The organism is Patescibacteria group bacterium (genome assembly GCA_041667185.1).
Classification (GTDB): Bacteria; Patescibacteriota; Patescibacteriia; order SG8-24; family SG8-24; genus JBAYFM01.
This window is the reverse complement of record JBAYFM010000011.1, coordinates 21,457-46,104: the sequence shown is the minus strand read 5'-3', so window position 1 is coordinate 46,104 and position 24,648 is coordinate 21,457. Positions and strand designations below refer to the sequence as shown.

23 protein-coding genes and 3 tRNA genes are annotated in these 24,648 nt (G+C 59.0%); 20 read left to right on the top strand and 6 right to left on the bottom strand.

Features of this window, described 5'->3' with window-relative positions; genetic code table 11:
* Window positions 1–257 precede the first annotated feature (257 nt).
* A complete protein-coding gene (locus WCT10_04580; GenBank protein ID MFA6604080.1) occupies window positions 258–1,640 on the bottom strand; it encodes an NAD(P)/FAD-dependent oxidoreductase in 1,383 nt (460 codons plus the stop codon).
* Window positions 1,641–1,645: 5 nt separating this feature from the next.
* Window positions 1,646–1,777 (bottom strand): hypothetical protein, encoded by a 132-nt coding sequence (locus WCT10_04575; GenBank protein MFA6604079.1) that lies wholly within the window; start codon window positions 1,775–1,777, stop codon window positions 1,646–1,648.
* A 148-nt stretch (window positions 1,778–1,925) separates the two neighbouring features.
* Between WCT10_04575 and WCT10_04570 the strand changes: the two genes are divergently transcribed.
* Both WCT10_04570 and WCT10_04565 read left to right on the top strand, forming a co-directional pair.
* Window positions 1,926–3,089 carry a hypothetical protein gene (locus tag WCT10_04570; protein MFA6604078.1) on the top strand — a complete coding sequence of 388 codons (1,164 nt, stop codon included), beginning with the start codon at window positions 1,926–1,928 and terminating at the stop codon, window positions 3,087–3,089.
* Window positions 3,090–3,395: 306 nt separating this feature from the next.
* A tRNA-Leu gene (locus tag WCT10_04565) sits at window positions 3,396–3,479 on the top strand.
* Between the two features lie 52 nt (window positions 3,480–3,531).
* Here WCT10_04565 and WCT10_04560 read toward each other — a convergent pair.
* On the bottom strand, window positions 3,532–4,071 hold the full coding sequence (locus tag WCT10_04560; GenBank protein MFA6604077.1) for a methyltransferase domain-containing protein: 540 nt from the start codon (window positions 4,069–4,071) through the stop codon (window positions 3,532–3,534).
* Between the two features lie 111 nt (window positions 4,072–4,182).
* Between WCT10_04560 and ruvB the strand changes: the two genes are divergently transcribed.
* The 3 genes from ruvB to WCT10_04545 are packed head-to-tail and all read left to right on the top strand — an operon-like array spanning window position 4,183 to window position 6,047.
* On the top strand, window positions 4,183–5,229 hold the full coding sequence (gene ruvB / locus WCT10_04555; protein MFA6604076.1) for a Holliday junction branch migration DNA helicase RuvB: 1,047 nt from the start codon (window positions 4,183–4,185) through the stop codon (window positions 5,227–5,229).
* A 3-nt stretch (window positions 5,230–5,232) separates the two neighbouring features.
* Window positions 5,233–5,499, top strand: a complete 267-nt coding sequence (locus tag WCT10_04550) for a hypothetical protein (protein MFA6604075.1) — start codon at window positions 5,233–5,235, stop codon at window positions 5,497–5,499.
* A complete protein-coding gene (locus WCT10_04545) occupies window positions 5,496–6,047 on the top strand; it encodes a PH domain-containing protein (GenBank protein ID MFA6604074.1) in 552 nt (183 codons plus the stop codon). The genes WCT10_04550 and WCT10_04545 overlap by 4 nt, the downstream gene beginning before the upstream one ends.
* Before the next feature lie 64 nt (window positions 6,048–6,111).
* Here the strand turns inward: WCT10_04545 and WCT10_04540 are convergent, their stop codons facing one another.
* The 3 genes from WCT10_04540 to WCT10_04530 form a co-directional block, all read right to left on the bottom strand.
* Window positions 6,112–6,678 carry a thymidine kinase gene (locus tag WCT10_04540; protein MFA6604073.1) on the bottom strand — a complete coding sequence of 189 codons (567 nt, stop codon included), beginning with the start codon at window positions 6,676–6,678 and terminating at the stop codon, window positions 6,112–6,114.
* A gap of 152 nt (window positions 6,679–6,830) precedes the next feature.
* Window positions 6,831–7,922, bottom strand: a complete 1,092-nt coding sequence (locus WCT10_04535) for a serine hydrolase (GenBank protein MFA6604072.1) — start codon at window positions 7,920–7,922, stop codon at window positions 6,831–6,833.
* 94 nt (window positions 7,923–8,016) lie between these two features.
* Window positions 8,017–9,792 (bottom strand): SpoIID/LytB domain-containing protein, encoded by a 1,776-nt coding sequence (locus WCT10_04530; protein MFA6604071.1) that lies wholly within the window; start codon window positions 9,790–9,792, stop codon window positions 8,017–8,019.
* 286 nt (window positions 9,793–10,078) lie between these two features.
* Here WCT10_04530 and WCT10_04525 point away from each other — a divergent pair, with 286 nt between their 5' ends.
* From WCT10_04525 to WCT10_04455, 15 genes are all read left to right on the top strand, one after another.
* Window positions 10,079–11,506, top strand: coding sequence for a flippase (locus tag WCT10_04525; GenBank protein ID MFA6604070.1), 1,428 nt, complete (start codon window positions 10,079–10,081; stop codon window positions 11,504–11,506).
* Window positions 11,503–12,837, top strand: coding sequence for an O-antigen ligase family protein (locus WCT10_04520; GenBank protein ID MFA6604069.1), 1,335 nt, complete (start codon window positions 11,503–11,505; stop codon window positions 12,835–12,837). Before WCT10_04525 ends, WCT10_04520 begins: the two co-directional genes overlap by 4 nt.
* A gap of 180 nt (window positions 12,838–13,017) precedes the next feature.
* Window positions 13,018–13,104: transfer RNA gene (locus tag WCT10_04515), tRNA-Ser, on the top strand.
* Window positions 13,105–13,196: 92 nt separating this feature from the next.
* A tRNA-Ser gene (locus WCT10_04510) sits at window positions 13,197–13,296 on the top strand.
* A 436-nt stretch (window positions 13,297–13,732) separates the two neighbouring features.
* Window positions 13,733–14,431, top strand: coding sequence for a hypothetical protein (locus WCT10_04505; GenBank protein MFA6604068.1), 699 nt, complete (start codon window positions 13,733–13,735; stop codon window positions 14,429–14,431).
* Window positions 14,432–14,639: 208 nt separating this feature from the next.
* Window positions 14,640–15,551, top strand: a complete 912-nt coding sequence (locus WCT10_04500; protein ID MFA6604067.1) for a methyltransferase domain-containing protein — start codon at window positions 14,640–14,642, stop codon at window positions 15,549–15,551.
* Window positions 15,527–15,889, top strand: coding sequence for a hypothetical protein (locus WCT10_04495; GenBank protein MFA6604066.1), 363 nt, complete (start codon window positions 15,527–15,529; stop codon window positions 15,887–15,889). The genes WCT10_04500 and WCT10_04495 overlap by 25 nt, the downstream gene beginning before the upstream one ends.
* A gap of 71 nt (window positions 15,890–15,960) precedes the next feature.
* On the top strand, window positions 15,961–16,644 hold the full coding sequence (locus WCT10_04490; protein MFA6604065.1) for a GNAT family N-acyltransferase: 684 nt from the start codon (window positions 15,961–15,963) through the stop codon (window positions 16,642–16,644).
* Window positions 16,645–16,916: 272 nt separating this feature from the next.
* A complete protein-coding gene (locus WCT10_04485) occupies window positions 16,917–18,134 on the top strand; it encodes an AMP-binding protein (protein MFA6604064.1) in 1,218 nt (405 codons plus the stop codon).
* A 214-nt stretch (window positions 18,135–18,348) separates the two neighbouring features.
* Complete coding sequence (locus tag WCT10_04480; GenBank protein ID MFA6604063.1) at window positions 18,349–19,260, top strand: methyltransferase domain-containing protein; 912 nt, start codon at window positions 18,349–18,351, stop codon at window positions 19,258–19,260.
* A gap of 190 nt (window positions 19,261–19,450) precedes the next feature.
* The gene (locus WCT10_04475; protein MFA6604062.1) at window positions 19,451–20,302 is read left to right on the top strand and encodes a hypothetical protein; all 852 of its coding nucleotides are present in this window, start codon (window positions 19,451–19,453) and stop codon (window positions 20,300–20,302) included.
* Between the two features lie 246 nt (window positions 20,303–20,548).
* Window positions 20,549–21,766: a hypothetical protein gene (locus WCT10_04470; protein MFA6604061.1), complete on the top strand. Its 1,218-nt coding sequence runs from the start codon at window positions 20,549–20,551 to the stop codon at window positions 21,764–21,766.
* Window positions 21,767–21,981: 215 nt separating this feature from the next.
* Window positions 21,982–22,698, top strand: a complete 717-nt coding sequence (locus tag WCT10_04465) for a hypothetical protein (protein MFA6604060.1) — start codon at window positions 21,982–21,984, stop codon at window positions 22,696–22,698.
* 219 nt (window positions 22,699–22,917) lie between these two features.
* Complete coding sequence (locus tag WCT10_04460) at window positions 22,918–23,577, top strand: SdpI family protein (GenBank protein ID MFA6604059.1); 660 nt, start codon at window positions 22,918–22,920, stop codon at window positions 23,575–23,577.
* 102 nt (window positions 23,578–23,679) lie between these two features.
* The gene (locus tag WCT10_04455) at window positions 23,680–24,618 is read left to right on the top strand and encodes a DUF475 domain-containing protein (GenBank protein ID MFA6604058.1); all 939 of its coding nucleotides are present in this window, start codon (window positions 23,680–23,682) and stop codon (window positions 24,616–24,618) included.
* The last annotated feature ends 30 nt before the right edge of the window (window positions 24,619–24,648 follow it).

Here is a 24,648-nt window from a genome sequence, read left to right as displayed (position 1 = left end):
GAAAAAACGTCCCTACTAAGGGGCGTTTTTTCGTGGATGCTTGGGAGGGGCCGGACACGCCGGCCCCCTACGACGCAGTCGGCCCGCTGTGCTGGCCGACACTACAAATACCGAGCTACGGCGAGCACTTCTCGGCGCAAGCCGCATCATCGGACGAACCGAGTTCGCCGCAGCGGACGAGGTTCTGTCCGGCGGCTTACCCGCTCCAAAAACACCCAAGCGAAAGCTTGGGTGTTTTTTATACGATGACCGCAGCGTCAATCAACATTTCCCGCGGCAACTCCGATTCCCTCGGCAAAGGTCGGAAACGCGTGGATCATGTTGGAGAAATCCTGGTAAGTCAGCCCGGTGTACATCGCAAGCGCGATCTCGTGTACCAGTTCGGAGGCGGACTGGCCGACGATATGCCCGCCCAGGATCAAGCCCGTCTTTTTATCAGCGACGATCTTGACCAGACCCTCCGTCTCGCCGCTCGTAAGCGACCGCGAAAGCATCGAATATGGCGCCCGGCCGACGCCCACGTCATAACCCTGATCGCGCGCTTCTTTTTCCGTCAGACCGACGGAGCCGACCTCGGGGTGGCAATAAGTGCCGCGCGGCAGGACTGACAGATCGACCCTGACCACATTCCCTTTGATGGCGTTATGTCCGGCGGCAGAGCCCTCCCGATGCGCGACGCTCGTATACATCAGCCGACCGGCGGCATCTCCAGCGATGTAAATGGCGGGATTTTCGGTCTGAAAAAAATCATTAAATTTGATCCGATCTTCGACATCGCGTTGCACCCCGACTGTCTCCAACCCCAGCCCGGAGAGATCGGGCTTCTTGCCAGCGGCCAAAAATATTTTCTCCGCCCTGACCTGGCGCGCCGAACCATCGCGTAGCCGTACCGCGAGTACGACCGCATCGCGCTCCTGGCCGACAGACTCGATCTTGGCAGAGGTTAGCAACCCGATCTTCTGATCGCGGAAAGATTGCTCCACGATTGCCGCGATCTCTGCGTCTTCGCGCGGCAAGATATGGTCGGCGAACTCGATGATGGTCACGGCCACACCGAGAGGCGCGAAGATCTGGGCGAACTCGCAGCCGACCGGGCCGCCGCCGATGATGGCGAGCGACCGCGGCGTTTTGCCGAGCGCAAGAATATCCCTGACGGTCAGATAACCCGTTTCAATCAAGCCTGGTATCCGCGGCACAGTCGAAATACCACCGACGGCAACGACGAATTTTTCCGCCGCGTACCGTTTGCCCGAGACCTCGATCTCGTTGGGACCGACGAAGGCAGCATGGCCGCGAAGAAGTTCGGCGCCCAGGCTGTCCAAGACCCGCTCGATCCGGCCGCCGCCGGTGATCATGTCGACGACCCGGCGTTCACGCTTGAGCAAGGAGCCGAAATCGACGCCGATCTTGGGCAGCTCGCTGGCAGGCCGACCCTGATGTTTCGCGGCAACAATGCCCTCGATCGAACTCAAAAGCGACTTGGTCGGGATGCACCCCCAATTCGGACATTCGCCGCCGAGCCGCGGCGCGGACTCGACGAGGGCGATGGATCTGGCTCCGGCGGCATGGGCAGCCTCAGCGGCAGCGATGCCGGCCGGCCCGGAACCGATGATGATGATCTCGAACTTCGAGGTTGGCATCGCTATTATTCTTCGTCCGATTCTTCGTTCTGCTGGACCGAATCCTTGGCGTGGCACTTCGGACAATCCTCCGGCTCCCCGGCTGGTTTGAGCGCCCGTGCCGGTGAATAACCGCACAAAATACAGGTCTTGGCCATAAACATTGCGTGATTGAATTACTTGTAAATTATATCACAGCAGCCTGATTGTCGCAGGGCCGCCGGGACTCCGATGACGCCGGCTTGACACTACGCCCTAAAAGCCTAGACTAGGCTCAAGTTCTTTGAACAACCAAGGAGACAACACATGTCGAAGCTCAGTTCGCTGCTAGCTGCGGCTCTCGCGCTGGTTATCCTGACTCTGCTCCCGGCCTGCGGCGGCTTTGTCGTGCCGCTCGGAATGCCCGCCGGCTACTGCGCCGATGACGCCGATTGTCCGAACGGCAACGCCTGCGTCGATGACCGCTGTGTCGCAAGCGCGGCACCTGAATGTGCCGTCGACTCCGACTGCGTCGCCAGCGGCCAGATCTGCAACAACGGCGCCTGCGTGGCGCTCAGCCCGGAAGACGGCAGCTGCTATGAAAACGCCGACTGCCAGCCCTGGCTCATCTGCCTGGACGGCGTCTGCGACGAAGCCCAGCCAGCCGGACAGCATTGCTATGCGAACGCCGACTGCCAGCCCGGACTCGCCTGTGAAGGCGGGGTCTGCGCGGCGCCGCCGGAACCGGAATGCCTCCAGGACAGCGGCTGCGCCGAAGGATCGACCTGCCGCGACGAGCACTGCGTCGAACTGCCGCCGCAAACCTGCGATGCCCAGTCTGACTGCGGCGAACATCTGGTCTGCAAAGACGGATCCTGCGTCCGCCCCGGCTGCCGACTCGACAGCGAATGCGCCGCGGGAAAGATCTGCTACGGCTGGACCTGCGTCCAACCGCCGGCGGACTGCGCCAATGACGGCGAATGTCCGGAAGGCCGGGTCTGCCGCACTGGCGACTGCGTAAAAGCGGAACCGCCGGCGGACTGTTCGGCCAATTCCGATTGCGATGAAGACGAGGACTGCCTCAACGGCCAGTGCGTCGAATCAGGCAGCGATGAAGCCTGTTCCGCGGACGTCGGTTGCCCGAGCGGCTTCTACTGCTCCGACGATGACGTCTGCACCGAATTGCCCGCTGACTGCGCCGATGACGGCAAGATCACGCTCTGCCATCGGACGCAAGAGACAGACAGCCGCGACGAGCGCCGCGACGGCAACCATCATGGCGAATCCCATGAGATCACCGTCGGCTGCGGCTCGCTCAGCGCTCACCTGCGCCACGGCGACCAAGTCGGAAACTGCCTCGGAGCCGAACTTGACGCCCTGGGACTGTTGCGCGAAACGCGCAAGTGGAACCGCGCCGACTTCTGGAAAGACGGACTTTTGACCGACGCTCCGAACCATCTTGTCGGCAGGAACGCTTGGCTCAACTTCTGATCATTGTCTTCTTGTCTCGCCGCCCCGGCCGCTCAGCCGGGGCTTTTTTTGTTAACGTCCGAAATTTCCGAGTACCGCCGCGGGCGGTAAGAAGGAGATTTTGTGACAGTTAACAACCCCTCACTGTGTCGCTCGCCAGCGATCCAATGGACAGCACTGGAAGCCGAGCAGCCGAGGCGTTTCTGAGAGACTAAGGTCGGTTTTTCGGACGACTCTGTCGGACGAGGTGATGGGATTTTCATGTCTGCGCCAACAGACGCCGCTGACGATAGACAACCAGCGTCCTTTTTATTAAGCTTGCCACACGCCCGGGTGGTGAAATGGCATACACAGGAGACTTAAAATCTCCCGCCGCAAGGCATGCCGGTTCGAGTCCGGCCCTGGGCACCAAAAGAGCCTCTCTCTGGAGAGGCTCTTTTATTTCGTTGACTGCCGGCAAAATTCACCCGCGGAATTGCCGCCCTTGATACACGCGCAATTGGACCCGCCCGGGTTCCTTCACCAGGCGAACCGGCTCGATCCCCTCGAACGGCCAGACCTCGGTAATGACCATCGCTTCCGGCTGGAGTTCCGCGGCGAATTTTTTCTTCAGCCGGTCGTAGACCTTGGGCATCAGGAAGATGAAAATCACGGTCGCGTCGCTCAGATCCTGGCCGTACAGATCGCGCAACAAAATGCGGACATTGGCCCCGCGGCGCCCGGCGAACAGACGGCGCAGCTGCGCCAGGGCATAAGGCAACAGCGAGATCTCGAAGCCGATGAACTTCGCTTCCGGAAACCGCGCGGCGAGGTCGAACAGAACTCCGCCATCGCCGCAGCCGAGATCATAGACCGTGTCGCCGGGCTGCAAACTCAATAATCCGACCAGCGCGTCGCGCTCTTTCTTGCGCGTCGGGATCCACGGCGCGGCCGACAACCCGGCCAGCGCGGACGTGACCAAAAGGATATAAACGGCGATGAAGATGATGGTTCCCCAATCCATAGACCTACATAATCTACCGCACCGCCGCCCCAATTGACAGTCGCGCGGCGGCAACGCCCAGCGAGCTGTGATTTTCCCGCGTTCTCGGCTACAATAAGGTCATCACAGCCTATGCCTGACTTCGACGTCAACGACAAAAAAGTGGAGGATCTGCTCGAACCGCGCGCCGAAAAAGACGAGCAAGTCTTCGATCTGACGCTCCGGCCGAAACGGCTCTGCGAATTCGTGGGCCAGACCAAGCTCCGCGAGAATTTGGATATCTTCATCGAGGCCGCCAAACGCCGCGGCGAACCGATCGAGCACGTCATGCTTTACGGTCCGCCAGGCCTCGGCAAGACCACGCTCGCGCACATCATCGCTGAGGAACTCGGCGTCCACATCCGCACCACCTCCGGTCCGGCGCTCGAACGCGTCGGCGACATCGCCTCCGTGCTCACCAATCTCGAGAACGGCGATGTGCTGTTCATCGACGAGATCCACCGGCTGAACAAGGTCATCGAAGAGGTGCTCTACCCGGCCATGGAGGAATTCGCGCTCGACATCGTCATCGGTAAAGGCCCCTCGGCGCGCACCGTCCGCCTCGACCTGCCGCGCTTCACGCTCATCGGCGCCACGACGCGCCTGAGCCTCATCTCCGCGCCGCTCCGCGACCGCTTCGGCGCGACCTATCATCTCGACCTCTACACCGTCGAAGAGCTGACCAAGATCATCCAGCGCAGCGCCGTGATCCTTGGCGCGCAACTGCCAGCCGAATCCGCCGCGCTCATCGCGACCCGTTCCCGCGGCACCCCGCGCATCGCCAACCGCCTGCTGAAACGCGTCCGCGATTACGCCGACGTCAAAGCCGCCGGCCGCCTCGACACTGACGTCATCGAAGCGGCGCTCGGCATGCTTGAGATCGACCGCCACGGTCTCGACCGCACCGACCGGCTGATCCTCGAGACCATCATCGTCAAATTCGGCGGCGGCCCGGTCGGCCTCCAGACCATCGCCGCGGCGACCTCGGAAGAGATCGAGACCATCGAACTCGTCCACGAACCTTTCCTGCTGCAGCTCGGCTTCATCAGCCGGACGCCGCGCGGCCGCGTCGTCACCGAACACGCCTACCGGCATCTGAACCTGACGCCGCCGGCGAACCAGAAACCGCTCATCGAGTGATCCATGTCCTTCTCTTTCGCTTTCGGACTCATCCTCATCCCCTATTTCCTGACCCTCGGACTCTGCCTGGGTTACGCCGCTTTCGCGATCCAGCACCTGGTCCACTACGGTGCCACGACCAAGTTCAGCTTCCTCGTCACGTTCGCCTATCTGGCCGGCATGACGCTCATCCTGTTCTTCACCTGGCAGACGCTCGCCGGGGTCGATTGGAACGAACAGATCGAGGTCGCTCCCTCATTCATCATCCCCGCGAACGATCTGCAGATATGAACCTGGACCAGCTGATCAAACGCAAACCGGACGAGAAAGTGATTTTCTTTCTGCGCCGCCATTGGGTGATCTTCGCGGCGGAGATTCTGCTCATCATCGTGCTGGCTGCGGTACCGTTCGGCGGCGACTGGCTTCTGAGCAATCTCTGGCCGCAACTACTCCTCGGCCCCCACTCGCGGCCGATCCTGATCCTGCTCCTCAGCGCCTACTACCTGATGATCTGGGTTTTCTTCTTGTCTTATTTCATCGACTACTACCTGGACGGCTGGATCGTGACCGACGACCGCATCCTGAGCGTGGAACAGCGTGGCCTGTTCTCGCGGACGATCTCCGAACTGGATCTGGCCAAGATCCAGGACGTGACCTCCGAAGGCAAAGGTTTTCTAGCCTTCCTGTTCAACTACGGCTACGTGTACGTCCAGACCGCCAGCGAAATCGGACGTTTTACTTTCGAACAGATCCCGAAACCGCACGAGGTGCGCAGACAACTGCTCAGCCTCATCGAAGCGGATCGCAAGAAACAGGGCGAGATCGGACAAAATCCGTAGCCGACTTTTCAAGAAACTTTAAAAAACAAACCCCGTCTCCAGGACGGGGTTTTGCGATGAGAGATCAGCCGGCGGCCGGAACTTCGAAACAATCGCGGCAGCGCGCTTCGTAAAGTTCGTCGCCGCCAACGACGATGTTGCCGTCAGCCGACCTCGGCGGACGCTTGAGCTGGGAGCGAGTCGCCGGAGCGCCGCAACAGACGCAGACAGCGGTCAGCTTCGTGACCGAATCAGCGACGGCCATGAGCTGCGGCACCGGTCCGAAGGGCCGGCCGAAGAAATCGGTATCCAAACCGACGACGATGACCCGCAGACCGGAAGCCACGAGCCTCTCCGCGACCTCGACGATGCTGGCCGCGAAGAACTGCGCTTCATCGATGCCGACCACGCCGACGAAACCATTGGCTTCGATCCAGGCGCCGATGTCTTCGGGGTTGTCGACCGAGATCGCTTGGTGGCTGTGGCCGTCGCGCGAAGCGATGGTCACGGCATCAGTCCGACTGTCGCGGACTGGTTTGAAAACGATGACTTTTTGTTTGGCGATGGCCGCCCGCCGCAGACGGCGGATCAGCTCTTCGCTCTTGCCGGAAGACATGCAACCGACGATCGCTTCCAGTTGTCCGTGTTTCATGATCTCCTCCGATTTTCACGGTCTTGAAAAGAACGGCCATGATCTTACCCGGCCCGCAGCCAAATGTCGAGGCCGGACCGCGGCGGATCCGAACCATGGACCGCGGCAAAAAAAAGACGGCTGGCTGGCCGCCTGTTTTCAGCGGATCAGGCTCATTTCACCTTGACCCAGCGGTAATTCTGCCAGACCCAGCGCGCGGCTGTTTCCGCTTCGTTGAACAGTTGCTGCTGGGTGTCGCTGCCGAAGACCACGACGACGAGCGGGCGATTGGCCCCGTCGCGGATCTTGGTGACGAGATTCCACTTCGATTCGTTCAAGTAGCCGGTCTTGCCGCCGAGCACGATGAGTCCGTTATCCTCATCGGTCAAAAGTTCGTTGGTGTTCTTCAGCTGATGCTTCTGGCCGGCCACGACCAGGTCGTAGGTCGATGTCGTCGCGGCTTTGCGGATGAGATAGTACCGGTCGAAAGCCTCGATCGCCAGCGCCGCGGTATCGACGGGCGTGGAGATGTTGTCGGTCTCGAGCCCGGTGGGATCGGCGAAGACCGATGATCTGAGCCCTAAAGCGGCGGCTTTGCGGTTCATCGCCGCCACGAACTCCGGGATCGTGAGTCCGGACGAGCGCGCCAAAGCATGGGCGGCGTTATTGGCCGAACCGACGATCATGGCGTAGAACAGGTCCACACTGGTCAGCTTCTCGGAGACCCGGACCTTCAGACTCGCTTCGCCGGCGCGGGCCGTCTCGTCGGCGGTCATCGTGACGGCGCCGCGCAGCTGCGCGTTGCGATCAAGCAGGACCATCGCCGTCATGAGCTTCGTGATCGAAGCGATGGGATGGCTGGTCCGCGAATTCCTGGCGAGCAGGATCTCGCGGCTGTTGTAGTCGACGACCAGAACGGCGCTCGCACTGAGCCGGTTGAAATCGAATCTGGCGCCGGCCTTCAGCTCGGGCATATAAGATAATGAACGCGCGACGAGCGCGGGCGGCAGCCGGGCGGCCGTCCGGGCCTGATCCGAACCGGCGGCTGCGGGCGCGAAACCAGCCAGCACGGCCGGATACTCGATGTAGCCGTACTTCCCCGCCCAATCTTCGAGGTCAACGATCCCGCTGGTGCGGACCGAAGGTATCGCCGTCCAATCATCCGGACGGAAGCAGGCTTGCAGGTCGGGACGAGAAGAATAGATCCGGTCCAGGCTCTCGATCAGGTCGGCCGGAAGCACGGCCGCGGCCAGCGGCTGGGTCATCGACAAAAATAACGCGATCGCGAGTCCAGCTCCGATCAACGTCGATTTGTGGGTTGGATATTCAATTCGCATGAGGCCCTCCAAACCGATACTACTAGTAGGCCTGCCGAAGTTCAATCCCCGTATAATAATATTTCAGGATGTCCATCCAGCCGGTCCCGGCCTCGGCCCGGCCCAGCGCATCGGAAGCCGACATGCCGACACCATGGCCCCAGAGTTCCTTGCCCTGATCGTAGGGCGCCGGCTTCGACACGAGCCAAGGATGATCAGTGCTGCTCCAGACCTCGGTCCAGGCGCGGGTCCGTCCGTCGGAGCGCGAGAAATACGGCGTCACGACGAGTTCATTATTATAAGTGACCGTCATCCCTCTGGTCTCTTCAACCGCCCGGACCACGTTCGGCCGGATCAGCTCGGAGGCATAACCTTTGTAGACCTGGTCGTTGCCGGTCGTGTTCAGATCAAAAAACTCGGACTGGTGTTTGCCGCCGATCGAAACGACGAACAGTGCGTAGGTCCGCGCGGCCGTGACCAGGGCTTTCTGATATTCGAGATGCGAACCGTTCGAAGTCTCGGCGAAACCGCGCATGTAATCTTCGAGCGGCACCACTTCGACCACCCATAAATTGCCGGTGGTCTGGACATAAAAGATCTCGATCTTGCCGCGGAACTTGTTGAAATTTATCGAGGTGTCCCAGGTCGGCCGGTTCTCATAACTCAGGATCTCGAAGATCGTCGCCGGATCGACCGGTTCGAAATAAATATATTTGGACAAGACCTGCCGCAGCGATCCGTTGCTGACGGCGTAGGTGCGCGAGGCCGGATCGAAAACGACCGAGGTCGGCCCGGACAAAGTCGCCACGGCGCTGCCGGAGCTGTCCATCAGGCGATAGGAGCCATTGGCCGTGAGAGTCACCGGCCGGGTGGGATCGTCAGGGTTGATCAGGCCGACGCGGATATCCGGACCGCGTGAGCCGGAAACCGGAACACCCGGATCGGAAAGCGTCTTCACTGATGACGCGACCGTGCCCTCGCGGACCTCGATCGGAATCTCGATCTCTCCCCCCTCGATCGGCTCGTTGCCGGCGGCCAGAGTGAACCTGGCCAGATAGACCCCTTTCGCGCGCGGCGCTGATAATTTGAAATTGAAGAAAGTCAGCTCGCCCGGCTTGATCATCGAAACCGAGAGCGGCGTGGCGGTATAAGTATCCGTCCATGAAGGGTCGCGGAAACTGAACGCGTTGCCGGCCGCGGCCTTGAGCGCTAACGGAGCTGCGCCGCCGGCGCTCCAGGGAACGCGCCCGACGTTCTTGAAACCGACGCGGAACTCCTTGGTTGTGCCGCCTTCGAGACTCAACCGCCGATCGCTCACGAGCATCTGCAAGGCCTTATAACCGGCTGCCGGACTATCACTCAGAACGCCGGAGACGGAACCGACAGTCTTGGGCGCCGGTTTCTTGACCTCGATCTCGATCATGAATTCGCCGCCCGGGATCCAAGCCAGTCCTTCGACTGCGAGCGCGAAGGTTTCTTTATATATCCCCGTTTCGAGCGGGGCATAAAGAGTGAAACTGATCCGCCCCATGGCACCGGGACCGACCTTGGTTTCGGTCAGTTTGGCCGGCTGGGTCTTGCCAAGCCAACCAGCGTCGGCAAAAACGCTGTTGCGATACTTCGGACCGTACGTATAAATCGAGACAAAATTATTGCCGTCCGCTAGCCAGGCGGACGAACCGAGATTCTTGAAGCCGATCGTGAAATTCCTTGATTCACCCGGAGCCAGGATCAGACGACGCTCGGAACGGATCATTTCTTTCGCGGCGTATTTGGGCGCGGCGGCGACGGCCGGGGTCAAACCGGGAGCAGCCGCCATAATCAAAAATAAAAAACCCGCCAACCAGGTCCACAGCCTCGGTTCAGCGGTAACGAGCTTCCGGCGGGGTTCGCTGAACCCGGCCGAACGCAATAAAGGAGAATTGTAGCTCCGGAATGACATGACCGCTGATTTATTTTTGTTTAACCCTCCTCAATATGATCATTTTATCATTAAATAAGCTCAACGTCAAAAGTCGCGCGGCCTTCATGTTATACTTTCACTGCCGCAAAGATGACAGGGCGCGGCCTGTGGTATAAATTCAGGTCGTTGCTAAACTAAGATCATGTCACTCACCAGAGCCATCGCGGGAAATACCGCCGTCCAGGTCGCCGGAAAATTCACCGGCGTCCTTTTGAGCGTCTTCACCGTCGCCATCATGACGCGGCATCTCGGCCGCGCGGGCTACGGCGAATTCACGACCGCCATCTCCTTCCTCCAGTTCTTCGGCATCCTGGTCGACTTCGGCTTCACGCTCACGATGATCAAGATGATCTCCGAACCCGACGCGGACGAACGCCGCATCGTGGCCAATATCTTCACTCTGCGCGTCATCTCCGGCGTCTTCTTTTTCGGACTCGCCGCGCTCGTCGCCCAATTCTTTCCTTACACTCCGGCGGTGCGGCTGGCGATCGCCGTCGGCTCGCTCTCGTTCCTCTGCGTCTCGCTGTCGCAGATCTTCACCGGCGTCTTCCAGAAAAAACTCGCCGTGCGCCTGGCCGCGATCGCCGAGGTCGCCGGCCGCGGCGCACTGTTCCTCGGTGTCTTCTTCGCCGCGCGGGCCGGCGCCGGACTCATCGCCATCGTCGCGATCCTGGCGGCCAGCAACATCCTGCAGCTCGTCCTGAGCCTCGTCTTCGCGCGACAGCTCGTTAGCTTCGGCTGGGCCGCCGACCTGGGACTCTGGCGCGAGATCTTCCGACAGAGCTGGCCGATCGGCCTCGCCATCGTCTTCAACCTGGTCTATCTCAAAGGCGACGTCATCATCCTCTCGCTGTTCCGCTCGCGCGCCGAGGTCGGCCTCTACGGCGCCGCCTACAAGGTCCTCGATGTCATCACCATTCTGCCGACCGTCTTCATGGGCCTGGTCCTGCCGGTGCTCGCGAGCGTCTGGACCGCCGGCGACCGCCAGGATTTCAACCGCAAACTCAGCCGAGCCTTCGAATTCCTGTCCATCCTCGCCATTCCGCTCGTCTTCGGCACGATCGCGGTCGCGCGCGACGTCATGATCCTCATCGCCGGTCCGGAATTCGCCGCGGCCGGTCCGCTGCTCGCGATCCTCATGGCCGCCGGCGCCATGGTCTTCTGGAGCGCGCTCTACGGCCACACGATCGTGGCCATCGGCCTGCAGCGGCGGATGCTGTGGGGGTATGGTCTGAACGCCGCGATCTCGCTCGCGCTCTACTTCCTGCTCATCCCGCGCCACGGCGCCGTCGCCGCCGCCTGGGTCACGCTCTTCTCCGAAGCGTTCATGTTCCTCGCGACCGCGTTCGTGGTCATCCGGGCCACGGGCTCCCGCCCCGACCTCAGGATCTGGTCGCGTTCGCTCGCGGCCTCGGTCATCATGCTCGGCGGCCTCTGGGGTCTCGCCGGCCTGCCGGTCCTGCCGCGCGTCGCGATCGGCATCATCACCTACCTGGCTTTCCTCTTCATCTTCGGCGGGATCTCCACGGAGACCATCCGACCTTTCCTGAAACCATCATCCGACACATGACCCCGACGCTCCTCGCCGCCATTCTCGCCGCCATCGCCGCCGCCCTGTTCCTGGCGCTCTGCCTGCGCGACCGCACCGCGGCGATCGCCGTTTTCGCGGCACTGCTGCCGACCTACCTGATGCGTTTCAATATCCCGCTGCCCGGACTCGACGGCGCCGGACTGCCGACCACTTTCCTGGAACTGCTTTTCCTGATCCTGTTCGGCTGCTGGTTCGCGGCGGATGGCCGCCACCCCTCGGCCTGGCGGCCGCTGAAGCGCTGGATGCGCCCCGCGATCCTGCTCTTGACCGGCGCGACTCTGGCCGTCTTCGTGTCGCCGGAACTCCGCGCGGCGGCCGGCATCTGGCGCGCATATTTCCTGGAACCACTACTGTTCTTCGTCGTCTTCGCCGACACCGTCAAAGACCGCCGCCAGATCGACATCGTGCTGTTCGGACTCGGATCCGGACTGGCGGTCGTGAGTCTCGCCGCCATCTATCAGAAATTCACCGGCTTCGGCATTCCGAATCCCGTCTGGCAGGCCGCAGCGACGCGGCGCGTGACGAGTTTCTTCGGCTATCCGAACGCCGTGAGCCTCTACGCCGTTCCCGTCATCGTCCTGCTCGCGGCCCGCGCGTTCTCGCTGCTCCGTTCCAAGATCAAGATGGCGCGGATCGTCGGCGCCGGAGCCGCGCTGGCAGCCGCGCTCGGCGTCTTGGCGATCCTCTTCGCGGTCTCCGAAGGCGGAGCGATCGCCCTCGCCGCCGGACTGCTCGTCCTGGGACTCCTCCTCAAACCGCTGCGCGCCGCCACCCTGTCCGCCATCATCGTCGCCTGCCTGGTGATCTCTCTCTACCGCCCCGTCACGGATTACGCGGCCGGCATCTACAGCCTCCGCGACGACTCCGGTTCGGTGCGCCTGATCGTCTGGCAGGAATCGCTCGCCATGCTCGCCGACCACCCGGTCTTCGGCGCCGGCCTCGCCGGCTACCAGCAAGCGCTCGCGCCCTACCACCAGGCGAAGCACATCGAGATCTTCATGTACCCGCACAATCTGGTACTGAACTTCTGGAGCGAGATCGGACTCATCGGACTCGTCGGTTTCCTCTGGCTCGTCGTCCTGGCCGTCATCGCGAACGTCCGCTTGGTGCTCTCCGGCCGCAGCGGCTGGCTCGCGCCCGCGCTCCTCGCCGCTCTCGCCGCCCTGCTCGTCCACGGTCTGGTCGACGTCCCGTATTTCAAGAATGATCTGGCGATGATCTTCTGGCTGCTCATCGGACTCACCGAGACGGCTGCGACCATTGCGCAAGGAACCAAGCCGACGCCGACACTGAAGCCGGAGACGACCTGAGGGGTGGACCCCGCTACAGGCCCGAACCAGATGTTGCTTAATTGATGACCAATCTAAGGCAAAGCCGCCTCACGATTCATGCTTCCACCGAACGAGAGGACGCAAGATGCCTGTAACGGGGTGGACTTTAAGCCGGAAGCGTGCTAATTTGCCTACGTCAAAAATCTTTTCTTCCAGAGTGGAGAGGTGTCTGAGTGGTCTAAAGAGACGGTCTCGAAAACCGTTGTACCCGAAAGGGTACCGTGAGTTCGAATCTCACCCTCTCCGCCTTGGAAGAAATTTTTTTTATTTATGGTGCCTGAGCTGGCGCAATGCGAGTCGACGAGCATTGCGCGGGTCGCAAGGGCGACCCGGGGTCAGCCGAGCGATCTCCGATAATTTGCGAGGCTGACAAAGGGACGGTCTCGAAAACCGTTGTACCTGCAAAGGTACCGTGAGTTCGAATCTGTTTTGCTCGCATAACAACTGTATCGCTCGCAAAACCCAGGGCGGCCCTTGCCGCCCGTGAATCGCTCGTCAACTCGCGATTCACCCTCTCCGCTCCGGGGTTTAAAATTTTTCCACACGAAATAGCCTTCTCGAAAACCGTTGTACCTGACACGTCGTTCGCGAACGACGTGCCCGGCAAAGATACTGTGAATTAGAGGCGACCGATGCAACCTTGTCGCCAAGACAAAACCGCCTGAAAAGGCGGTTTTGTCGTTCGAGTTTGCGGCACCACGGGAGCTGATTTCCTTAGATGGCCATACAAACAATTGTACATTCAGAACAATATTTGTTACTTTTTATCAGCCCTTTAACAATGGTAACAACCCTCCCCTGTAATTGTTGCCCCAAAATGCACAGGAGAAGTAGCGTGGTAAACAATAGAAGCAGCCTCATAGTCCCAGAGATCATGAACGAAGACGCCATGGACGTTCTGGTACGATGGGATATCGCCGATGTGGTCAATGGCATCTCGACTATTTTCACTGCTGAAGCGGGCATTCCGCTCTCAGCCGAGGCCAAGCTGGCCATGTACCATTTGCGCTACCTGGAGTTCGCCGGGACCATGCCAGGAAAACAATTTCCGGACCAAATAGAATCTGACCGCTTCGACGCCCATTCTTATCACTTCGTCGCCCGCCTAGGTTCCGAAGTGCTGGGCAGCGCACGGCTCATTCCCTGCGAAAAAGGTTTTCCCATGGAGGATGAACGCGAGGTCCTGCTACCTGACGGCACGCCCTGGGTCTTCCCACAAATCCACCCCGTGACCGGCATACCCGTCTCGCGTGCCGAGGCCGTCGAGACCTCGCGTTTAATCGGTCGGCCTTACGAACTGCCGTCTGGCGATTTATTGTGGTCAACACCCCTGATTCTCGAGGTGATGAAAAAGTTTACGGTCAGCATACCGGAATGCAAATACTCCGTGGCCTTTCTCAGGGTGCGTCTGCTCGATTTGTTCAGGAAATTAGGTTATGATTGGATATCGATCTCGCCGCCTCAAGAATTTCGCGGCGGTCAATTCCAAGCAGCCTGGATCGATAGCGTGCAGTTTGCCAACGTCAGCGCCGGCCCAAGGATCTTGCCTCAGAACAAGAACACCAAGCCTTAGTTGACGCACAGTACATTCGCAACAGTCTAGGCTTTCTGACCGGCTCACCTAGTGAGCCGGTTTTTTCTTTCGAGACCGCTCCGTAACATTTTACCGACACAGAGCGCCGGCAAACATCAGTTGACACTGACCTGCCTTTCACATAAGATCCGACGGGGTATTTTGTACCTTAAAATAATCACTCTTGTCCTGAAAGTAGGGGAAGATAATGCAGATAGCACGACTCAGACGCGGCATAGCGATCATCACATCGATCTTTAAGGCATCTTCCAACCGTCACAAAAAGCGGATGCCTACGGCCGAGACCGGTTCCTATGACCCGCATGCCTGTCATCGAAGTTTCTCTGCCGAGCTCGACCGGCTTCGCGCCCAAGCGGCCCATGGCTGGAAGCTTGAACTCCAAAAACTGACCGAATTCGGTCTGCGGGACGGAATGTCCATACTCGAAGTGGGGAGTGGCCCGGGATACGTCACGGAACAGTTCCTGGATTCGTTCCCATCAGCGCGCATCACCGCGCTGGAGATCATACCGGAACTGTCAAAGCTGGCGCAAACACGCCTGCAACCAGTCGCCGGAGGACGCGTTGATTTCGTCACTCGGCCACTGCTTGATAACGGCCTGCCGAACGACAGCTTTGATGTCGTCATTGCTCGCTTCGTCTTGCAGCACCTGCCGGACCCTCAAGCCGCGACATCCGAAATCAAGCGCGTCTTGAAGCCTGGCGGCAAACTCTGCATCATCGACATCGATGACGCGGTCTTGGGTCTTACCACTCCGATTCTGCCCGAACTGGCCGTCGTCATGGAATGTGCCAGGCGTCTGCAAGCAGCTCAAGGCGGCAACCGGCTGATCGGCCGCTCGCTTCTACGCATCCTCGGGCAATCGGGTTATATCGATCCGAGATTGGATATCGTCAACCTCCACAGCGACGACCTCGGCCTGGAGACTTTTCTTGAGCAACTGCATCCGGATCGATTTTCACGCCTCGTCGATGCCGGCGGGATCTCCGACTCGTTATTCTCCGACTACAAGGTGTCGCACGAACGACTGCGACAAGCTGACGATCCCATCGTGATGGGGTTTCTGTTCATGGCTTGCGGAACAAAATCCGCCGCCTGACAAATCACGTGCCGCATACGCACGCCAGCGGCAGTTCTCGTGTCACGCCATTCGTACCGGCCCCTCGCTTGGGCCGGTTTTTCTTTAATATTGATGTTAGAAAATATGTAATCCCAATTCGCTCCGTCGCCCGTGTCCGAGAACAGCAGAGCCTTGTCGCCAAAACAAAACCGCCTAAAAAGGCGGTTTTATCGTTCGAGTTTGCGGCACCACGGGAGCTGATTTCCTTGGACGACTATGCACAACAGCGGCAATTTGCCACAACTCAAAACTTTACATTCAGAATCATATTTGTTAATTTTCGTCAGCTCTTTAACAACGGTAACAAACCCCTGTAATTGTTGCCCCAAAACGCACAGGAGGAGTTAGCGTGGGAAACAACCGAAGCCGCCTCATTATTCCCGAAATCATGAACGAAGACGCTATGGACGTTCTGACCCGCTGGGATATCACCGACACGGTCAACGGCGTTTCCACAGTCTTCACGGCCGAAGCCGGCATGCCGCGCTCGCCCGAAGCTTATCGAGCCATGCATCGTTTGCGAGCCCAAGAGTTCGTCTGGCTCATGCCGAAAGACGACCAGAGCGGAATGGAGCAGGACCGTTTCGACGCCCATTCCCATCAATTCATCGCCCGGCTGGGTCCAGAAATCATCGGCACCATGCGACTTGTCCCTTGCGAGAAGGGATTTCCCATGGAAGATGATCATGAAGTCGTGTTGCCTGACGGTGCGCAATGGTCCTTCCCGAGCGTTCACCCCAAAACCGGCGTACCCGTCTCGCGCGCCGAAACCCTCGAGATCTCGCGTCTCGGCGGCCGACCCTACGAGCTGCCGTCGGGCGACCACATCTGGACGGCGTTTCTGGTCGTCGATGCGGCGGTAAACAAGTTCCTAGCAAGCAAACCGGATCGCAAATACGTCGTCGCTTTGCTCCGAGTGCGCCTGCTCGATCTGTTCAAGAAATTCGGATATGATTGGATGCCGCTCGCGCCACCGCAAGAATTCCGCGGCGAACAGGTTCAAGCAGCCTGGATCGATAGCGTACAGGTTACCTGCCCGAGAATCTTGCCTCGGGACAAACGCATCAAGTAGCGACCACACGACATACGACAACATGACATAAGGCCACGCGCTATACGACTACGCCGACAAACGTTCTTACCGGCTCACCCTGTGGGCCGGTCTTTATTTTGGAAAAACTGGTGGTGTCGAATGTCGCGGCTGGTTTTTAATCTCCTCCTTGCTGACGATAATCAAGGTCGCCAGTACCATCAATGCGCCGCGACTTGACCTGCGCTGGACGAAACTATAATCTCCACGAGTCCCACAGTACATTGACAACTTACACACTAGGGAGACGTGCGATGAAACGAAAACTCGCAGCGCTTCTGCATCAAGCGGCAAAAAATATCCCCTTCCACCGACGACGCGCGCCGCGCAAGATCACGGATCTCGCGGCCTGGCCGCTCATGGATAAATATGATCTATTGAAGCACTCGCCTGAGCAAAGCACAGAATCATTGGATCCCACACGCACCGACAACTACACCATCTTCGCGTCCGGCGGTACGACCATCATGCCGAAATTCCTCTTCTATACTGAAGTGGAGATGGCGACGATCCACCGTAACCTGGCTAAGCATTTTATCGCCGCTGAAATCAAACCACAGGATCGGGTGATGAACTATTTTTTACCCGGCAACCTGTACAGCAGCTTCGTGACGGTGCACCAAACCCTGATGCTGCTGCCGATCGTCAACGTCCCCGTAGGCGCTATGTCACAAAAGGACGAGGTGATCGCGGCCATCGAACGCTTTCATGTCAACGTCATCGTCGGAATGCCGACCTCGCTGCTCGATTTGGCTCGCCATACTCTGGCGCGGAAAAAACACCTTGAGATAGACAAGGTCTTCTACGGCGGCGAGATGATGTATCCGGCCGGCGCCGAACTGTTGCGAAAGGCCTGGGACTGCCGTTCGATCAGATCAGCGGGCTACGCAACGGTAGACGCCGGTGCTGTCGGCTGGCAATGTCTCCACTGCAACCAGAACGAACACTTCCCGTTCAAAAACGTGTTCGTGGAAATAATCGATGACGAGATCGTCGTCACGCCGCTCTACCGCCGCCTCATGCCGATCATCCGCTATCGGACCGGCGACCGCGGCAAGTGGGTCGAACCTTCCTGCGATTGCGGCGGCGGACTACCGCTCTTCAAGCTGCAAGGACGCATCGACAGCGTCATCCTGATCTGGGGATGTAGAATCATCCACGACCATATCATCCTGCCGCTCATTGACCGCGGGCTGGATACGGCGACCTTGCAGATCGAGGCGCGCTTGGACAGCGACAAGGAGATTCTGACCGTCCGATTCGAAAAAGACTCCATCACCTCGATGGCCGACGCACTGAAGACTGATCTGCGTAACGATGTTTATACGCTCAGTACTGATGTGGCCAATACCCTCTCGCGGCCATTCCTCGACACACACCTCTTCTTCGAACCGGTCCAGCCAGGAACCCTGAAGCGCAATGAACGCACCGGCAAGGTTGTTCCTTTCTTGGATCTGCGTGCATCCGCCTAATCCTTCGTCCGCCACCTCCGCAGCGGGGGTGGTTTTTTATGGAGTAATAAGTATCCCTTTCTTCGAAACCGCCGAAACCGCTCCACAACGGCTCAACGATATGAGGAAGGCACTGAGCCGCATCAGTTGACACGGACCAACCTAATCATATAAGTTTCGGGAGATATTTTGTACCTTAAAATAATCACTCTTGCTCCGAAAGTGGAGGTAGGCAATGTGCACAGCGCGACTAAGACGTGGCATAGCAATCATCACGTCGATCTTTAAGACATATTCCGACCGCCATAAAACGCGGGCGCTTACGGCTCAGACCGGTTCCTATGACCCGCATGTCGGCCATCGAAGTTTCTCTGCCGAGATCGACCGGCTCCGCGCCCAAGCGACCCATGGCTGGAAGATCGAACTCCAAAAAATGAACGAGTACGGCCTGCGGGACGGGATGTCCATACTCGAAGTGGGGAGTGGCCCGGGATACGTCACGGAACAACTCCTGGATTCGTTCCCTTCAGCGCGCATCACTGCGCTGGAGATCCTGCCGGAACTGTCAGAGCTAGCGCGGACGCGCTTGCAGCCGGTCGCCGGAGGGCGCGTTGATTTCGTCACTCGGCCGCTGCTTGATAGTGGCCTGCCGAACGACAGCTTTGATTTCGCCATCGTCCGCTTCGTCTTGCAGCACCTGCCGGACCCTCAAGCCGCAATCTCCGAAATTAAGCGCGTCTTGAAACCCGGCGGTAAGCTCTGCATCGTCGACATCGATGACGCAGTCTGGGGACTCACCGCCCCGGCCCTGCCCGAAGCGGCTGTCATCCTGGAACATGTCGGGAATCTGCAAGCCGCCCAGGGCGGCAACCGACTGATCGGCCGCTCGCTTCTGCGCCTCCTTGGGCAATCTGGTTATACCGACCCGAGATCAGACATCGTCAGCCTTCATAGCGACGACCTCGACATAGGGACTTTCCTTGACCAACTGCATCCGGATCGATTTTCGTCTCTCGTCGACGCCGGCGAGATCTCCGCCTCATTCTTCTCGGGATATGTGGCGTCATATGAGCGGCTGCGGCAAGCTGACGACCCTACCGTGATAGCATTGCTCTTCATGGCTTGCGGAACAAAGACCGCTGTCTGACGACTCCTGTGCCGTATGCGCACGCCGACGGCAGCAACAGTTCTTGTGTCACGCCATTCGCACCGGCCCCTCGCTTGGGCCGGTTTTTCTTTATGATGAAAACCTCCGCTGTCCACGTTGACTTATTCCCGCTCCTGAAGTAATTTTTCATCAGTTCCTTTCAATCCTGTGTCATCAAAGGAGAACGAACATGAGACCGCTCGTCGGTGTCTTCGTCCTGTTATCTACAACAGCCGCCGCGCAAACCCAGGATAAAAACTCCGGCCGGCCGACCCCGTCGGATCAAACTGAAGCCGCCGGTGTCGAAACAAAGCCTCCAAAATTCAGTTTTCTATTGGAGACCGGAGCTGGCGCATTGATCCTGGATACGCCGCAGATGAATCTGCGACAAATGCGGCTCGCGGTCTCCCCCGGAGTTCTCTGTTATCAAGCGCTTTTCATCGCTCCATCGATTCAGCTGACGCGAGTGGATGTCAGACTGCATCGCGGCAGCGGCTTGCCGTTCGATACCGACGCGGAGCTGCCCTGGCAGCCAGCCGTCGGCCTGTTGGTCGGACTGAGCTTCATGAAGATCGGTCCGGTCTACGCGGCGCTCGGCGGTAACATCACGTTCCCCATCGGCACAAGCCGCGTGATCGCGACGGCAGCGTCCTCGCGTGACATGCTGGTCGGAAGTATGTCTCCTCAGGAACTGATCCGGGACCACGCGAACGCTTCAGTCAGCTGGTACAGCGCGGCCGGCACGCTTATGCTGGGAACGGACATCGGCCGCTGGCACCCTTACGTCGACCTGGGCGTGTTGTCGATGAAAAGCCTGCTGACGCTCGAATTTGACCAAGCCGCGGCCGAGGCCATCTCGCCGACAGCTCCGACAAACCGCTTGTCGTACGGCGGCGCATCAACGGACTTCTTCTACGATGTCGGCTCGACCTTCGACCTGACCAAAAAACTCTCCCTGCGCGTTAACGCCTCGGTGTGGCGCGCCACCGATCTACTCTTCGTCGTCATGGATGCCGGCCTGAGCGTCGCACTCCCCTACTGAACCAGAACACCCCCGGCCTCCGGGGGATTTTTTTATTGGGTAAGTATCCCTTTTGCCACCAGTAACATGGTGGTTTTTGTTTGCGTACGGCGGAAAAACAGCGATGGTAGTATGGTAGTGGGGTGTATCCCTTTTATTTCAATCGCAACAATGTCCGACAGATCGTGACTTGACGCCAACCAGGCTAAAACCTAATATCCGGACAACCTCGAACATTGACAATTCACCTGCAAAAGGAGAACGCGCATGAAAAAAGTACTGTGTACGCTTCTGCGCCAAGCAGCGAAGAACACGCCTTTCCATCAGAGCCGCGCGCCGCGCCAGGTCGCGGATCTCGCGGCCTGGCCGCTCATGGATAAATACGACCTGTTGCGACATTCACCCGACCGTGGCGTCGAACTGCTGGATCGGACGATTACTGTCGGACGCATAGTAGTCGCATCTGGCGGCACGACCTCATCGCCGAAGTTCATCTTCTATACCGAAGCCGAAGTCGAGACGCTCTCGCAGAATCTCGCCGAACATCTGCTCGCCAACGGCGTCGCGAGCGGCGACCGCATCTTGAATTACACTCCCATCGGCGGCCTCTACGGCACGTTCATCATGGTGAACCGCGCTTTCATGCTCCTGCCGATACTGAATATCCCCATGGGAATCGCAGGGCATCATGATCATGCGATCATGGCCATACAACGATTCCGCGCCAACGCTATCCTCGGCATGCCGACCTCGCTCCTCGATCTCGCCCGCCACATGGTCGAAAAAGGAGTGACAACTAGCATCGACAAGGTCTTCTACGCCGGCGAGATGATGTATCCGGCCGGCGCCGAACTGTTGCGAAAAGCCTGGACTTGCCAGGCGATCCGCTCGGCCGGATACGCAACTAACGACGTCGGCACTGTCGGCTGGCAATGTCTCCACTGCAACCAAGGCGAACACTTCCCGTTCCGGAACGTCGTCGTGGAAATAATCGACGACGAGATCGTCGTCACGCCGCTCTACCGCCGCCTCATGCCGATCATCCGCTACCGGACCGGCGACCGCGGCCAGTGGGTCAAACCCTCCTGCGGCTGCGGCAACGGACTGCCGCTCTTCAAACTCCTGGGCCGCGCCGATGACGTCATCCTGATCTGGGGCTGCTCGCTGGTTCACGACAACCTCATCCTACCGCTCGTCGATTGCGATCTCGACACGACGGCCGTCCAGATCGAGGTCCGCTCGGCTAGCGATCAAGAATTGCTGACCGTCCGTTTCGAATGCGCATCCTTGGCCACGTTACCGGACAATCTGATGGCCAGATTGCGCGACGAGGCCCACCATCGAAACCCGGAACTGCAGGATCTCGTGCCTCGCCAGCTCCTCGACGTCCGCCTCTTCTTCGAACCGGTTCGTCCGGGAACCCTGAAGCGCAATGAACGCACCGGCAAGGTTGTTCCTTTCCTGGATCTGCGCGCGTCCGCCTGATTCTTCGTCCGCCACCTCCACAACGGGGGTGGTTTTTTATGGAGTAATAGAGACGAAGTACTGGAGTGCTTCATCACTCCCTGACTCCGTCTCCCCCAAACTACCCCACTTTCACGCTTTACATTTCCCCTGTCCACCGCTATATTCACAAAGTTCTTTTCCAACAGATGCGGGACGCGACCACCTTACCTGCACGACGCCAAAGGAGCGGTGTTATGCAAAATAAATCCCAACAACTCGTTGTCCTGGAAATCTCTTTGCCCGACGCGATCGATGTCCTGGTCCGGTGGAATATCACCGACATAGTCAACGGCATCCCGGCCGTTTTCACCGCCGAAGCAGGCATTCCGCTCTCGGCCGAGGCTAAGCTGGCCATGTACCATTTGCGCTACCTGGAGTTCGCCTGGCGCCAGCCGGAAAATCATTTCCCGGACCAGACGGAAAGCGATCGTTTCGACGTTCATGCTGACCATTTCATCGCCCGCCTGGGTTCCAACGTGCTGGGCAGCATGCGGCTCATCCCTTGCGAAAAAGGTTTTCCCATGGAGGATGAGCACGAAGTCCTGCTGCCTGACGGCACGCCCTGGGTCTTTCCGAGCGTCCACCCCAGAACCGGCGTACCCGTCTCCAGAGACGAAACCGTTGAAATCTCGCGCCTGTGCGGCCGACCACATGAACTGCCGTCGGGCGACTATCTCTGGACGGCGTTCCTGGTCATCGACACGGCCCTGAACACGTTCCTGCTCAACAAAAAGGAACGCAAATATGCCGTTGCTGTGATGAATGTCCGCATGTTCGATCTTTTCACCAAGCTAGGGTATGGCTGGATCCCGCTCGCACCGCCCCAGGAATTCCGCGGCCTGCAGGTCCAAGCGGCCTGGCTAGACATGAAACACCTCGCCTGCCCGCGGATCCTGCCAAAAAACAGGTAAAGCAAACCCTAGATCGCGCGAATTCCATGACCTAGGCGACATCGACACCGACTTTCATACCGGCTTACTGAGGTAGGCCGGTATTTTAATTATGGAAAAAAATTTTACATCCCGAAACCCGCTCCGTCGCGGCCCGCCGAACGCTTCACGAAGCGCTATTTTACGGCTAATATGATCACAGTGAACGCGCGTCTTTAGATAATGATCACGCCAGCGACTATGACCAAATATTTCAAGATCGATCTCGCCGTGCTCGCTGCCGCCGTCGCCGCGGACATCCTCGCCTACCCGTATCTGCCCGACCGGCTCGCGAGCCACTGGGATCTGAACGGCCAGGTGAACGGCTACATGCCCAAGACCGGATCGCTCATCTTCATGCCGGCGCTGATCCTGCTGATGCTGGCCATCCGCGCCCTGATATTGAAATTCGATCCGCTCGCCGCGAACATCAAAAAATTCAACGCGGCCTACGAGCAGACCTGGCTCGTCATCATCGGGTTTCTCTTCTATATCCAATTGCTGACCCTGGGCTGGAATCTCGGTTATCGCTTCAACCTCAGCGCCGCCATCGTGCCGGCTTTCGCCGCGCTGTTCTGGTTCCTGGGTTCAGTGCTCGAAAACTCCAAACGCAACTGGAGCGTCGGCATCCGCACTCCCTGGACGCTCTCGAGCGACGTCGTCTGGGATCGGACGCACCGCCTCGGCGCGAAACTTTTCCGGGCCAGCGCCCTGCTCGCGCTCGGCAGCCTGCTCTTTCCGGCCGCCGCCGCCTACCTGATGGTCGTGCCCATACTGGCCGCCTCGCTGATCCTGGTCGTCTACTCCTACGTCGAATACGCCAAGGAAAAACGGACGCCAACGCCGCCAGAAAACCGCTGAAATAAGGCCGATTTTAACTAAATTCGGCGCAGGGCGTATAATGCCGGCTGCTGACGCCGCGTCTGAACAGGCGTCCGACGATCCACTCTCCAACCTCCACTCATGGGCTTCTCTGATGCCATCATCATCATTCTCGGGCTAACCCTCTTCGAGGTCATCTCGAGCATCGACAACGCCGTCGTCAACGCCGACGTACTTTCGACGATGTCGCCCAAAGCCCGGCATTGGTTCCTCTTCTATGGCATCATCATCGCCGTCTTCGTCGTCCGCGGCCTGATACCGCTCATCATCGTCTACTTATCGAATCCGGCGCTCGGTCTGATGAATGCGCTCACGGCCACCTTCAGTTCGGATCCGAGCGTCCGCGAGATCATCGAGCGCCAAAAACCAGTCCTGCTCGCTGGCGGCGGCCTTTACCTGGTCTACCTCTTCTCCTACTGGCTCTTCATGGAAAAGAAAGAACATGCTTTCTTTCTCGAAGCCTACATCGAGCACCGCCTCTCATTCTGGTTCTATGCCACGGCTTCGATCATCCTGCTTACAATCGTCTGGGCGACCATGCGTTTCCACCCGACGATCGCCCTCGGCGCTGTCGTCGGCTCCACTGCCTTCTTCATCACCAACGGCTTCAAACGCAATGCGGAAGAAAAAGAGAGGGAACTCGCCGGCGGCAACACCAAGCTCTCGGACATCAGCAAGATCATCTATCTCGAACTGCTCGACGCCACCTTCTCGATCGACGGCGTGCTCGGCGCATTCGCCTTCACCATCTCCATCCCGCTCATCCTCCTCGGAAACGGCCTCGGCGCTTTCGTCGTGCGCTACTTCACGATCCATGGCCTCGAAACCGTCAAGAAATACCGCTACCTCAAGAACGGAGCCATGTATTCCATCGGCTTCCTCGGCTTCATCATGCTCGGAGAATCGCTCAGTCTGCATATCCCGACCTGGCTGCCGACGATCATTACCTTCGCCGTGGTCGGCCTTTTCTTTTGGCTGTCGCAAAAGGCGCTGCGATTGGAAAAACATCTGGAACGATAAGCTGACGCCGGAAATATTACTCAACCAAGC